Origin of the sequence: Rahnella variigena (assembly GCF_003610915.1) — a bacterium.
Lineage (GTDB): Bacteria > Pseudomonadota > Gammaproteobacteria > Enterobacterales > Enterobacteriaceae > Rahnella > Rahnella variigena.
This window is the reverse complement of record NZ_NSDJ01000001.1, coordinates 2232444-2245110: the sequence shown is the minus strand read 5'-3', so window position 1 is coordinate 2245110 and position 12667 is coordinate 2232444. Positions and strand designations below refer to the sequence as shown.

Annotated in this window: 12 protein-coding genes; 8 read left to right on the top strand and 4 right to left on the bottom strand. The window is 53.4% G+C overall.

Annotated features, from left to right (window positions below):
* Nucleotides 1–148: 148 nt before the first annotated feature.
* On the top strand, nucleotides 149–1654 hold the full coding sequence (locus CKQ54_RS10385) for an MFS transporter (protein ID WP_120160730.1): 1506 nt from the start codon (nucleotides 149–151) through the stop codon (nucleotides 1652–1654).
* Between the two features lie 641 nt (nucleotides 1655–2295).
* On the opposite strand, the gene CKQ54_RS10380 is transcribed toward CKQ54_RS10385, so the two are convergent.
* Nucleotides 2296–3402: a suppressor of fused domain protein gene (locus CKQ54_RS10380; RefSeq protein WP_120160506.1), complete on the bottom strand. Its 1107-nt coding sequence runs from the start codon at nucleotides 3400–3402 to the stop codon at nucleotides 2296–2298.
* Nucleotides 3403–3543: 141 nt separating this feature from the next.
* Nucleotides 3544–4440 (bottom strand): LysR family transcriptional regulator, encoded by an 897-nt coding sequence (locus CKQ54_RS10375; RefSeq protein ID WP_112290833.1) that lies wholly within the window; start codon nucleotides 4438–4440, stop codon nucleotides 3544–3546.
* Nucleotides 4441–4641: 201 nt separating this feature from the next.
* Here CKQ54_RS10375 and CKQ54_RS10370 point away from each other — a divergent pair, with 201 nt between their 5' ends.
* The 3 genes from CKQ54_RS10370 to abgT all read left to right on the top strand — a co-directional run bounded on the left by CKQ54_RS10370 (nucleotide 4642) and on the right by abgT (nucleotide 9040).
* Entirely contained in the window at nucleotides 4642–5958 is a 1317-nt protein-coding gene (locus CKQ54_RS10370) for a M20 family metallo-hydrolase (protein ID WP_120160504.1), read from the top strand.
* The gene (locus CKQ54_RS10365) at nucleotides 5958–7412 is read left to right on the top strand and encodes a M20 family metallopeptidase (RefSeq protein ID WP_120160502.1); all 1455 of its coding nucleotides are present in this window, start codon (nucleotides 5958–5960) and stop codon (nucleotides 7410–7412) included. The genes CKQ54_RS10370 and CKQ54_RS10365 overlap by 1 nt, the downstream gene beginning before the upstream one ends.
* Nucleotides 7413–7516: 104 nt before the next feature.
* Nucleotides 7517–9040 (top strand): p-aminobenzoyl-glutamate transporter, encoded by a 1524-nt coding sequence (abgT, locus tag CKQ54_RS10360; protein WP_113877869.1) that lies wholly within the window; start codon nucleotides 7517–7519, stop codon nucleotides 9038–9040.
* 14 nt (nucleotides 9041–9054) lie between these two features.
* On the opposite strand, the gene CKQ54_RS10355 is transcribed toward abgT, so the two are convergent.
* Both CKQ54_RS10355 and CKQ54_RS10350 read right to left on the bottom strand, forming a co-directional pair.
* Nucleotides 9055–9894 carry an oxygenase MpaB family protein gene (locus CKQ54_RS10355; protein WP_425272785.1) on the bottom strand — a complete coding sequence of 280 codons (840 nt, stop codon included), beginning with the start codon at nucleotides 9892–9894 and terminating at the stop codon, nucleotides 9055–9057.
* A gap of 45 nt (nucleotides 9895–9939) precedes the next feature.
* Nucleotides 9940–10599, bottom strand: coding sequence for a TetR/AcrR family transcriptional regulator (locus CKQ54_RS10350; RefSeq protein ID WP_113877871.1), 660 nt, complete (start codon nucleotides 10597–10599; stop codon nucleotides 9940–9942).
* 200 nt (nucleotides 10600–10799) lie between these two features.
* Here CKQ54_RS10350 and CKQ54_RS10345 point away from each other — a divergent pair, with 200 nt between their 5' ends.
* The 4 genes from CKQ54_RS10345 (at nucleotide 10800) to bhsA (CKQ54_RS10330) (ending at nucleotide 12602) form a co-directional block, all read left to right on the top strand.
* Entirely contained in the window at nucleotides 10800–11057 is a 258-nt protein-coding gene (locus CKQ54_RS10345; RefSeq protein ID WP_120160498.1) for a hypothetical protein, read from the top strand.
* A gap of 457 nt (nucleotides 11058–11514) precedes the next feature.
* Nucleotides 11515–11772, top strand: a complete 258-nt coding sequence (bhsA, locus tag CKQ54_RS10340) for a multiple stress resistance protein BhsA (protein WP_120160497.1) — start codon at nucleotides 11515–11517, stop codon at nucleotides 11770–11772.
* Between the two features lie 167 nt (nucleotides 11773–11939).
* Nucleotides 11940–12197, top strand: a complete 258-nt coding sequence (bhsA, locus tag CKQ54_RS10335) for a multiple stress resistance protein BhsA (protein WP_120160495.1) — start codon at nucleotides 11940–11942, stop codon at nucleotides 12195–12197.
* A gap of 147 nt (nucleotides 12198–12344) precedes the next feature.
* Nucleotides 12345–12602 carry a multiple stress resistance protein BhsA gene (gene bhsA, locus CKQ54_RS10330; protein WP_113877874.1) on the top strand — a complete coding sequence of 86 codons (258 nt, stop codon included), beginning with the start codon at nucleotides 12345–12347 and terminating at the stop codon, nucleotides 12600–12602.
* Nucleotides 12603–12667 lie beyond the last annotated feature (65 nt).

Sequence of the window (12667 nt, the reverse complement as noted above, 5' to 3'; positions counted from 1 at the left end):
CCCCGAAAGAAAATGCTCACTCCTTCCTCTTAGATCACTTTGTTTTAACTTATAGCCATTTGTTTTCACTCAACGTCTAATCAGGACTTGTGACGGGCATCACCTCGCCTCTATGCTGGTTTTTTTGTCAAAAAGCGTAAACACAATAATGTCTGATTCAATTGCGGCCTCTCCCGCCGCCTCTTCAGGGGATTACAGCGCAGATCCTGCGTCTGACCAGCCGGTGGTGATTCGTTCCGCTGCCGATATTACTCAGTTAGTGAACCGCGGCGCGGCGAAAATCAGCGACGCGCGCATCGTGATTGCTATTGCACTGGGCGGCGTTTTCCTCGACGCCTACGACCTCGGCGCACTGGCCTTCGGGATGAAAGATATCACCCGCCAGTTTGGTCTGACACCTTCCGGCGCGGGCTTTGTAGCATCGGCGATTACCTTCGGGGCAATTGTCGGCGCATTGTTCGGTGGCTATCTGACCGACAAAATCGGCCGTTACCGCGTGTTCATGGCTGACATGTTCTTCTTCGTGATTGCCGCGCTTGCCTGTGCCTTTGCGCCAAATGAATGGGTGCTCGGTGGCTCGCGCTTTGTGATGGGATTAGGCGTCGGCATCGATTTACCGGTGGCGATGGCGTTCCTTGCGGAGTTCTCAAAACTTCAGGGGCGCGGCAATAAAGCCTCGCGCGTGGCGATGTGGTGCCCGACATGGTACGCGGCGATCAGCGTTTCCTATCTGCTGGTGCTGCTGCTTTATGCGGTGCTGCCAGCCACGCATACCGACTGGTTGGGGCGTCTGATCCTCGGTTTCGGCGCAGTGCCTGCAATTCTGATTATTGCTATCCGCCACCGCTATATGAATGAATCTCCGGTCTGGGCGGCGAATCAGGGCGACCTGCAAAGCGCGGCGGCGATCCTGCGAAAATCCTATAACATTAATGCGGTCGTCGCGGACGATGCGGATAAAACCCCGCAGGTGAAAGTACGCAAAGCCGCATGGCGCAACTACGGCACGCTGTTGCAGGGTATTTATCTGCGCCGCACCGTGCTGGCGACGGTCACCGCCGTTGCCTCATCATTTGCCTATAACGCCGTGGCGTTCGGGCTGCCGGTGATTTTATCCAGCTTCCTGCAACAGTCGATGATCAGCACTATTCTGTTCTCACTCGGCCTGAACCTGTGTTTCGCCTTCGTCGGCGGCCTGATTGCGGTACGGTATGTGTCGAAATTTGGCGCATGGAAAATGACTTACGCCGGTTACGCCTGCCAGCTGGTGGCAATGATCGGCCTGGCCGTCGTTGGCCGTCCGGCAGACGGCGGTGAAGCGGCGATTTCCATCGCCATGCTGGCGTTATTCCTGTTCGGTCAGGGTTTCGGGCCCGGCTCACACACCATGACGTTTGCTTCACTGAGCTACCCGACGTCGCTGCGCGGCATGGGTGTCGGTTTCAACCAGACGCTGATGCGCGCCAGCTCCACCCTTTCCCTGTTCCTGTTCCCGGTGCTTTCCGCTGCGCTCGGCACCGGCGTGTTCTGGGTGATCGCGTTAGCGCCACTGGCGGGATTGATCGTGCTGACAGCGGTACGGTGGGAACCGTCGGGATATGATGTTGATGCTGAGGATTTTCAGCAGGAAATTAAACCGGGGGCAGCGGTTTAATCGCTGCTAACGTCAACACCTTGGGTTGCCACCCAAACTGGGCTTAAGGTCAAGACCGTGGGCGTCGGCCCACACCGACTTGGGGGGCGGCCTATCGCCGCCACCCCCCAAGCCCCCCCGGGCTCTTTCACTGCGCGCTGTCGCAGGCACGACGGACATATTTCCCGGCAATAGTGAGTGGCGTAAAATGTCATCGCTTCGCGATTCCCTCATTTCAGGTGTCGAGCCTTGGGTCTCGAACCATTCATTCGGTGCCATCTTGAGCACGCCAATCAATTTTTCTAAAAGAAAAACCCATTCGATTTTTGAATTTAAGACCGTGTTTTGAATTTAAGACCGTGTTTTGAATTTAAGATCGTGCGGGCGATTCAGAAAGCTTGCTGAGTGAGAGGTTGCAGACCAGAGGCTGCAATCCCGTAACGAAGGCACCGCGAAGCGGCAAGATTTCCAGCCTGTCACTGCGATACCTGAAACATAGCCAGCGAGCGAAGCGCGCAGTGTAAGAGCCCGGGATTCTCAAGGGGTGCGGCGACAGGCGCCCCTTGAGGCCAGTTTGGGTGGCAACCCAAGGTTTTGTGGGTGTGGGCGGCGAGCCCACGGTCTTGATCTTAAAGCCAAGTTTGAGCGGCAACCTCAAAGCATCAAATCACCGCGCTTCTCGGCGCAAACACAAACCCGATATCGTTCTCGATCATCGCGGCCACCAGTTCAAATCCACCGTTTGGCTTAGCCTGGGCGAATTCCAGTTCGCTGGTAAACACCGGGCTGACCCAAAACTGATTCACCGGATCGCCGTAAATCTTCGGCAAACGCATTTTGTCGGCAGGGCCGCAGAGTGCGGAGGAAATGACGTGGCCTTCGAAACCGAGCGGTGCCATGGGTGACATCAGCGTGTGACCTTCGCCGAGCCAGCTCAGTGTGGTCCAGGGAACCTGCGCGTAGCCGGATAATGCACTCGCCATCTGCACGGCGTTTTCTTCGGTGACGTATTCTTTGCCAACTGAAAAGGCCAGCTCGATGCGGCGGTGCTTTTCTGCTTCATCGTTGAAAATAATGTCGATTTGCGGCATCGGGCGGATACTCATGCCGACGGTGAAGAAGTAATAGTTTTCTTCGTCTTCATGCTGGGAAATCGCCATCGGCGGCCAGTTGCCCTGATTGATCAGATAATACTTCAGCGACGGGCCAAAGCGGTCTTCGTAGGATTCCAGCAGTTTACGCTGGATTTTTGGCCACGGATTAGTGAACTCATTTTGCCAGTCACGCCAGAAAAGACGGGTCTTTTCCGCCAGTTCACATTGTGTGTTGGTCGAGGCAGAACCCAGCGGGAAAGTCAGCGGATTCTGTTTAATGCAGCCGGCGGAATAACACACCGAATGATCGATATACAAACTCCAGCCGGGGATCACCGCCAGCAACAATCCCTGATACCACAACGCCGCGCCGTCATCGCTTTCATTCCACAGGATCTGAATTTGTGCCGGATCCAGCGGCGCTTCGCCTTCCAGATTCCGGCAATATTGCGCCGCCAGCATCGGGGCCATCCCCTGCTCCATCGCGTCCGTGTCATCGTTTACCGGCGCGGGCACCAGATTGCGTACCCAACAGGCACGCATTTTCGGAAAACGGTCGCGCAAATCTTCACGCGCAAAAATGTAGAAATACACCACGCGGTTATCCTGCTCGACCAGCGCGGTCAGGGTTTGTTTGTCGTTACTGACTTCAGCAACTATGTCGGACTGGCGCATATGACCTCAACATTATCAGGAAGCTTATTATTCCCTGTGATGGTCAGTGTAGAACGGATAAGCCAGCCCGATAACGGGCAATATTCCCAAAAATCCCCGATAAATCATTAAAACAGGCGCTTTCTTGTCAAAATATCGACATCAGCGGCAATACATGCGGAACAGTTGTGCCAGATGCGCGGCCATTGGTGTCAGCGTGGTATCACGCCGCTGAATGAGATAGAACGTTGCTTTCGGCAGCGGCAGATCTAAATCTAGCGCCACCAGGCTCTGGCCGATCACCGGATCGTTAATCACATCAACGGACAGAACGCTGAGAAAGTCTGTTTTCGCAATCAGGCTGGTGCAAGACATAAAGGTTTCGCAAATCACGCTGATATTCGGCTCCGCATCCATTTCATTGAACACTTCGCTGAGCAGTTTGTAATAGCTGCCTCGCGGCGTCGGCATGGTCCAGTCGCAATGTCGCAACTCTTGCATCGACCGGGCGTTTTGCATCGGATGACCGCGTCTTGCCACCACGCGGTACTCTTTATCCATAAGCTTTTCATATAACAGTTCGTTATCAAAGGGTCCCTGATAATAGGTATTCACCGTGAAATCCAGCTCGCCCTGACGCAGTTCGGGGATCATCGATACCAGTTGTCCTTCAGCGATCCGCACCTTCACATCGGGGAATTCGCGGTGAAAACGGTCCACGACTTCCGGCATGATGGTACGCGCGATACTGGCACCGACACCTAGATTCACCCTGCCGCTGGTACCACCGAGACGCTGCGAAATATCTTCCTGTGCGACACGTAGCTCTTCCAGAATCAGGCTTGCACGCTTAAAAAACGCCTCACCGCAGTCAGTGAGCGTCACGCCCTGACGACGGCGGATAAACAACCGCGCGCCTAATCCTTCCTCAAGTTCTTTAATCGATTTGGTCAGCGCAGGCTGTGACAAATTCATCGTCCGGCTGGCGGCACGAATACTGCCCTGACGCGCAACCGACACAAATGCCCGTAACTGATGCATTTTAATTTGTGATGGCATGAGATTCTTTGATAACCCCTGATTATCACTAAGAAGATTTTGGCATCTTATATGCCCTGATTGCTTTATGTACATTGAAAATCATCTAAGGCCGCCTTTCGTCGCTTTCTGCGCGCTGGCCTGCACTTCCCAAAGCATTGATTTCCTCCTTTCTGCCGCTGCGCGGAAAGCCTGCATGTCTGTACAAAAAGAGAGTCCGTGATGGTTAATGAGATTTCTGAACGTGTAGAAAAGCTGTTCCCTTCCCTGCAAACGCAACGTCGTGACCTGCATAAATACGCCGAATCTGGCTGGCTTGAATTTCGCACCTCCACGCTGGTGGCGGAACGTCTGGAAAAGCTCGGCTATTCGCTGCAACTGGGCAAAGAAGTGATAGATGCTGATTCACGTATGGGTTTGCCTTCTGACGCCGTGCTGGCTCAACAGGAGCAACGCGCGCTGGAGCAAGGCGCGATTGCCCGCTGGATGCCGCATTTCTCCGGCGGTTTTACCGGTATTGTCGCCACGCTGGAAACCGGGCGCCCCGGTCCGGTGATGGGGTTTCGGGTGGATATGGACGCACTGGATTTAAACGAAGTGCTGGAAGACCAGCACCGTCCGTTCCGCGAAGGATTTGCTTCTGCCAATAACGGCATGATGCACGCCTGCGGGCACGACGGTCATACGACCATTGGCCTCGGACTGGCGGAAGTGCTGATGCAGGTTCGCGACCAGTTGTGCGGCACCCTCAAACTGATTTTCCAGCCTGCCGAAGAAGGTACACGTGGCGCGAAATCAATGGTTGAGGCTGGCGTGGTGGACGATGTGGAATATTTCACCGCCGTGCATATTGGCACCGGCGTACCCGCGAATCACATCGTCTGCGGTAACGATACGTTTATGGCCACCACCAAACTCGACGTGCGTTTCACCGGCGTCGCTTCTCATGCGGGCGGCAAGCCGGAAGACGGCCGCAACGCCCTGCTCGCCGCAGCGCAGGCAACCCTCGGTTTACACGCGATACCGCGTCACAGCGGCGGTGATTCACGCATCAATGTCGGCGTTTTACAGGCTGGTACCGGGCGCAATGTGGTGCCTTCCAGCGCCACGATGAAAGTAGAAACACGCGGCACCACCAATGAGGTGAACGAATTCATTTACCAGCAGGCGCTGAAAGTGATTTCCGGCGCAGCCGAAATGCATCAGGTGAAATTCGACATCACACTCATGGGCGCGGCGCAAAGCAGCACGCCAACGCCAGCCTGGGTGAATTACATCCACCGGCAGGCGGAAAAACTCGGCGAATTCGAACAGATCATTGACCGACAGGAAGGCGCGGCCGGTTCGGAAGATGCCACGTACATGATGGAACGCGTGAAATCCCGCGGCGGTGAAGCCTCTTATGTGATTTTCGGTACCGATCTGAGCGCAGGTCATCACAATGAACTGTTTGATTTCGATGAAAAAGTGATGATGCAGGGCATCAAAACGCTGGCAGCACTGGCGCTGAATATCGCTGAATTCAAAGGAGATAACTGATGGCTGATCAACAGAATATCGTCAATTTTATCAACGACTTTATCGATAACCAGCAGCCCGCGCTGTCAGAAATCAGCGATGCCATCTGGGATCATCCTGAAACCCGCTTTGTCGAATCTTTCTCTTCTGCATTACTGGCCGACAAACTCGACGCCAGCGGATTTACTGTTGAACGCTGCGTCGGTGGCATGGAAACGGCATTTATCGCCAGCTTCGGCAGCGGCAAACCGGTGATCGCCCTGCTCGGCGAATTCGATGCGCTGGCCGGTTTAAGCCAGAAAGCCGGTTGCGATGTGGCTCAGCCATTGATTGAAAACGGCAACGGCCACGGTTGCGGCCATAATCTGCTGGGGACGGCGGCACTCGGCGGCGCGCTGGCAGTGAAAGCCTGGATGGAACGTGAAAACATTCAGGGCACGGTGCGTTTTTACGGCTGTCCGGGCGAAGAAGGCGGGTCCGGCAAGACCTTTATGGCGCGCGAAGGGTTGTTCGATGACGTCGATGCCGCGCTGACCTGGCATCCGGAAACCTACAGCGGCATGTTCAGCAATCAGACGCTGGCCAATATTCAGGCGTCGTTCAGCTTTAAAGGCGTGTCCTCACACGCCGCCGCCGCGCCACATCTGGGTCGCAGCGCGCTGGATGCCCTGACGCTGATGAATACCGGCGCGAACTTCCTCCGTGAGCACATCATTCAGGAAGCGCGGCTGCATTACGCGATCACCAACGCGGGCGGGATTTCGCCAAACGTGGTGCAGGCCGACGCCGAAGTGCTGTATCTGGTACGCGCGCCGCAGATGGATCAGGCGCAGGCGATTTTCGACCGCGTAGTGGATATTGCCAAAGGTGCGGCGCTGATGACCGGCACAAAAATGTCGATGCGCTTTGATAAAGCCTGTTCCAACTACGTGCCTAACCGCACGCTGGAAAGTGCCATGTATCAGTACGTTCAGGCTTTCGGCACACCGCATTATACCGACGAAGAGCGGGCGTTTGCGGCGTCGATTCATGCCACGCTGACGGAACAGGATATTGATAATAATCTTCTGAATATCTCCCGCACCAGCGGCGCAGAAGGCATCGAATTCGCCGAAACCCTGCGCCATTCCCCGCTGACAGACTCTGTTGCTCCGTATGCCCCGAACGGCAATATCCTCTACGGTTCGACGGACGTCGGTGATGTCAGCTGGCTGGTTCCCACGGCGCAATGCTTCAGCCCGTGTTTTGCCGTCGGATCCCCGCTGCATACCTGGCAGATTGTGTCACAGGGGCGTACCTCCATCGCCCATAAAGGCATGTGTCTGGCGGCAAAAGTCATGTCCTCAACCGCGATAGAACTGCTCACTCAGCCGGATTTAGTGGCGGCTTGTCAGAAAGAGCGCGATGTACAGCGCGCACGACGCCCGTATCAGTGCCCGATCCCGGCTGGTGTGAAACCTTCGCCATTGAAATAAATCACTGGTGTCAGTTAATGAAATAAACCGCTCATTCGCGCCCCGTTCCGGCACGGATGAGCGGCATAAATATAAAAAAGAAAAACACGACAGAGGGTTAACAGATGAGTATTCAGGCGCAAGACTCCGGACAGAGCCCTGGAGGATTTCTCCAGTGGGTGGAACGTATCGGTAATAAAATTCCCAACCCGTTTTTATTATTTGTTTATCTGATTGCTTTGCTGATGGTCGCCAGTGCGGTGATTTCATGGTTCAACATTACGGCCGTGAACCCGACTAACGGCGAGATTATCCGCGTTAAAAATTTGCTGAGCGTGGAAGGTATTCAGTGGATTTTGCCGAACGTCATCAAAAACTTCAGCGGATTTACCCCGCTGGGGTCGATTCTGGCGCTGGTGATCGGTGCCGGACTGGCGGAACGTGTCGGGCTGCTGCAAAGCCTGATGTACAAAATGGCTTCCAAAGTGAATGCCCGGTACGCCAGTTATATGGTGATTTTTATCGCCTTCTTCAGCCATATTTCCTCGGACGCCGCACTGGTGGTCATGCCGCCGTTGGGCGCACTGATTTTTCTGGCCGTCGGGCGTCATCCGGTCGCGGGTTTGCTGGCGGCGATTGCCGGTGTTGGCTGCGGATTTACCGCCAATCTGCTGATTGTGACTACCGATGTGTTGTTATCCGGGCTGAGCACCGAAGCGGCGAAAGCCATTAACCCGGCGGTCCAGGTCAGCGTGATCGACAACTGGTACTTTATGGCCGCGTCGGTGATTTTGCTGACCATTGTCGGCGCTATCCTTACCGATAAATTTGTGGAACCGCGCCTGCCGGTGTATCAGGGTGCGCGTAATGAAGAGATGAAAAAGCTGACACCGGAGCAGAACCGCGGGCTGATGGCCAGCGGCATTGCGGCACTGGTGTTCATCGGACTGGTGGCATTACTGGTGGTACCGGAAGCCGCACCGCTGCGTAACCCGAAAACCGGCGGCATCATTCCATCGCCGTTTATTCAGGGCATCGTGCCGCTGATTATTTTGTTCTTCTTCGTGATTTCAGTGCCTTACGGCATGGTGACGAAGCAAATCCGCAGCGCCAGCGACGTACCGGATTTGCTTGTGGATCCGATGAAATCAATGGCCGGTTTTATTGTGATGGTGTTTCCGCTCTCCCAGTTTGTGGCGTTCTTCAACTGGAGCAATATGGGAAAATTCATGGCAATCGGGCTGACGGATGTGCTGGAAAACTTAGGCATGACTGGTATTCCGGCGTTTCTCGGGCTGATTTTTCTGTCGGCACTGCTGTGTATGTTCATCGCCAGCGGCTCAGCCATCTGGTCGATTCTGGCTCCGATTTTCGTGCCGATGTTCATGCTGCTTGGCTTCCATCCGGCCTTTGCTCAGATTGTTTTCCGTGTGGCGGATTCTTCGGTTATCCCGCTCGCGCCGATGTCGCCGTTCGTGCCGCTGTTCCTCGGATTCCTTCAGCGGTACAACAAAGAGGCGAAGCTTGGCACCTACTATTCGCTGGTGCTGCCGTATCCGATTGTATTTTTTGTGGTGTGGTTGCTGATGCTGGTGGGCTGGTATTTGCTCGGTTTGCCGATTGGTCCGGGCGTTTATCCGCATCTTTAACGATCAGGTAATGGTCAGTTCAGCCGTCCCATCCGGCGCATGGCGCGGTGCCATGAGCCGTTTCTCACCGCCCAGCGCAATACGCCAGCGATGCGACGGGTGGCAAAACGAATGCTTCTGCGTTTAGACGGGGAAAGGGAAATCCCCAGTTGTGTGACCGCCCAGTCGGGTAAAAGCTCGATACCCGCCTGAATCATCAGGCTGCCGACAGGCTTTGCCAGACGGCTTGGCGCGGGCGCATTCTGCAATAATCTCACCACTTCCAGCGTACGCTCATCGCAGCGTAACTGCGGGCGCATCGCCTGCAAATACTCGTCTACCGCAGCCACACTGTCCGGCACGTTTACAGCACCCAGACTTTCTGCCACGCAGGCAAATTCCTGATAATAGCGGTTCTGATCGCTCACACTGAGCGCAGGATTTCGATAACGCAGATGCGATTGCAGGAAGCTGTACGCCTCGGCTACGTGCACCCAGACCAGTAAATCCGGGTCGCTGGCGGCATAAGGCGTGCCGTAAGCATCGGTTCCGGTGACGCGTAAATGGATGGATTTTACTTTTTCGATCAAGGCATTGGCATCATGAACCGGCGCAAAGGTGGTGGCGGAAATAAACTGACTGGTACGCCGCAGACGGCCAAGCATGTCTTCACGAAATGAGGAATGATCCCAGACACCGGCGAGCGCCAGCGGATGAAGCATTTGCAGCAGCAAGGCACTGACGCCACCGCAAAGCATCGAGGAAAAGTCACCGTGAATTCGCCAGGTGATGCTTTCCGGGCCAAAAAGCCCCGGATCACCTGCCGGTTTCTCGAAGTCTATACCGCCCAACGCCAGGCCCGAAATACTCAGCACCTGACGTTCTATTCTCTTTCTTAACAATTGTCTAAAACTCAGCGTTTAGTGTGCGGCTTTACTGGCAACCGTGGCTTTCGTCAGCTCCGGCCACAGATTCATGACCACGTCGATCAGGCGGTTAAGTTCAGCGGAACTTGCGCCGTCACGTGCCTGAACGGAGAAGCCCTGAATGGTACAGGCGAGGTATTTCGCCAGCAGCGCGCTGTCCGTTACCGCGGTCAGATCGCCGCTCTCTTTCTTCTTCTCGAAGTATTCAAACAAAGTGCGTTCCTGCGAGAGGTGGCGCGCACGCAGCATTTCGGCAATATCCGCAGAAGATGAAGACATCCCGGATGATGCGCTGATCATGAAACAGCCGCTTGGCGTGTCGCAGTCGGTAAACAGCTCAACGATGGCGCGCAGGTAACGCCCGACCGTATCTTCGACGGACAAATCTGTTCTGCTCAATAAACATGAGCTCTTTTCGTAAAAGTTTTTCAGATAGTGTTCAACGGCTGCACGAAAGAGCCCTTCTTTGTTTCCGAATTCGGCATACAAAGTCGGTGCCTTCGCACCGGTTGCTTCGACCAAATCAGCTAATGAAGTGGCCTCGTAACCATGGCGCCAGAATAAATTCAGAGCCTTGCTCAGAGCAGTTCCACGGTCGAACTGTTTTGGGCGACCGCGACTTTTCCGGACCAAAGCCGTCTGTTCAGTGCTCATACACCCTCCTTCCATCACCATTGTGATTATGGTTATTAAAATAGTTATAGAAATAACTTAACGATCATTATTAAAAATAGTTGCGCACAAGTCCAGCGGAGTTTATTATTTAATTATCGAGCGATAAGAAAATCACTCAAACCCGCAAAGTTGCACAGCTATAAACGCTTTAACAAGCAACAAACCCAGGACGTAACATCATGAGTAACTTCAAAATCCTTCTTGCAGTTCTGGCATTAACCGCTGTACCGGTTGCCAATGTTGCCGCACAGCAGGTTATCATGATGCCAGCACTGAGTCAGGAAGTGAGAATGGTCAATGTGACCGGTGACAGTAACTTCTGTAACCCGGCTACCTGCGCGAACAAAAAAGTCGCACAGGGCCGAATTTCCACTTCTCCGACTCAGCCACCTGCACCTTCGACCTCTGGTCATCAGCCCGCTTCTGTTTACTACTAGCTTTTAACTACAAGCTTTTGTTTACACCCAAGCGTGGCGCCTGATGAAAGAGAGTCAGGGCAGGAATAACGGTAAGGCGGCTCAGGTCGCCTTATCTTTTTCGTAACCGCCCCCTGTTTTATCACCCTCTCCGGTCAGAGCCAACCATTAACTTAGCGATCATTAAAGATTCATTTAGCGAAATTATGGATATGGCTGTCTCATTCCTTTCCGGCGATCTAGTTTAAAAACATAAATTTAACAAAACAAAAACAACAGCCCTTCTGAGTGTGACCTGAGTCACAGCACAATTAGTTAACGCTCATTAAAAAAACATCTTGCACAAATCCGCTACACCCCTTACCATTTACTTATCGAACGTTAACTAATAGATAACGTTGACCTGAAACTCAGGCGCCTTATTCCTTATTAACGACTAGGGCACTGCCGAAAAAATTAACGAACAGGAATGACCATCATGAAAACTATCGCAATGACCATCGCTGCCCTGACGCTGGCTACCGCTTCTTTCTCCACACTTGCAGCGACTGAAGTTCAGTCTGCACCAGCGGGTGAACAAACTATCGGTACTGTCAGCGCTTCTTCAAATGGTGACCTGAGCACGCTGCAGTCAAAACTGAATGCGAAAGCCACTGAAGCTGGTGCAAGCTCTTACCGCATCATCGGTGCTTCCGGTGAAAACCACATGTACGGTACTGCTGAGCTGTACAAATAAGAGATGAAGATGCGTTAGCAGATTGTTCCGCACAATTAGTTAACGATTAATAAATAAATGAGTTGCACAGAATGTGATCCAGGTCTAAGATTTAATTATCGAACGTTAATTAACAACGTCTGACCGAATCATCACCTGCTGATAAACAGATTAAAAGGAAGACCATCATGAAAAAAATCACAATGACATTAGCTGCAATCGCCCTTGCTACCGCTTCTTTCTCCACCCTGGCAGCGACTGAAGTTCAGTCTGCACCGGCGGGTCAACAATCAATCGGTGTAGTAAGTGCTTCTTCAAGCAATGATTTATCCAGCCTGCAGAACAAACTGAATGCAAAAGCTAACGAAGCTGGCGCAAGTTCATACCGCATCATCGGTGCTTCTGGTGACAACCATCTGCACGGTACTGCTGAGCTGTACAAATAAGTAAGAAGTTTTGCGTTAAGGGTAAACGACATTTAGTTAACGATTAATAAGCTAGATGTTCGATCGGACAGAAGACCGCTTTGCAAATTAAATGAACGTTGATGACAACGCCTGGCAAAGCGCAATAAACGAATTGAGGAAACCATCATGAAAAACATTACTATGACTCTCGCCGCTATCGCACTGGCAACCGCTTCATTCTCCACCCTGGCTGCGACTGAAGTTCAGTCCGCTCCGGCTGGTCAGCAGGCAATTGGTGTTGTCAGCGCAACTTCAGGTAACAGCCTGAGCAGCCTGCAGGACAAACTGAGCGCTAAAGCCAGCGAAGCCGGTGCAAGTTCTTACCGTATCATCGGTGCTTCTGGTGACAATCACCTGTACGGCACGGCTGAACTGTATAAATAAGCACAGCGGTATGCGTCAGAGCAGTAAGCAGAAGAGGCGGCGTTTGCCGCCTTTTTCGTGCCTGC

What these genes read in the sequence shown, in the direction of transcription:
- bhsA (WP_113877874.1), top strand. Translation starts at nt 12,345, where the DNA reads ATGAAAAACATTACTATGACTCTCGCCGCTATCGCACTGGCAACCGCT.
- bhsA (WP_120160497.1), top strand. Translation starts at nt 11,515, where the DNA reads ATGAAAACTATCGCAATGACCATCGCTGCCCTGACGCTGGCTACCGCT.
- CKQ54_RS10370 (WP_120160504.1), top strand. Translation starts at nt 4,642, where the DNA reads ATGGTTAATGAGATTTCTGAACGTGTAGAAAAGCTGTTCCCTTCCCTG.
- CKQ54_RS10365 (WP_120160502.1), top strand. Translation starts at nt 5,958, where the DNA reads ATGGCTGATCAACAGAATATCGTCAATTTTATCAACGACTTTATCGAT.
- CKQ54_RS10380 (WP_120160506.1), bottom strand. Translation starts at nt 3,402, where the DNA reads ATGCGCCAGTCCGACATAGTTGCTGAAGTCAGTAACGACAAACAAACC.
- abgT (WP_113877869.1), top strand. Translation starts at nt 7,517, where the DNA reads ATGAGTATTCAGGCGCAAGACTCCGGACAGAGCCCTGGAGGATTTCTC.
- CKQ54_RS10350 (WP_113877871.1), bottom strand. Translation starts at nt 10,599, where the DNA reads ATGAGCACTGAACAGACGGCTTTGGTCCGGAAAAGTCGCGGTCGCCCA.
- CKQ54_RS10345 (WP_120160498.1), top strand. Translation starts at nt 10,800, where the DNA reads ATGAGTAACTTCAAAATCCTTCTTGCAGTTCTGGCATTAACCGCTGTA.
- CKQ54_RS10385 (WP_120160730.1), top strand. Translation starts at nt 149, where the DNA reads ATGTCTGATTCAATTGCGGCCTCTCCCGCCGCCTCTTCAGGGGATTAC.
- bhsA (WP_120160495.1), top strand. Translation starts at nt 11,940, where the DNA reads ATGAAAAAAATCACAATGACATTAGCTGCAATCGCCCTTGCTACCGCT.
- CKQ54_RS10375 (WP_112290833.1), bottom strand. Translation starts at nt 4,440, where the DNA reads ATGCCATCACAAATTAAAATGCATCAGTTACGGGCATTTGTGTCGGTT.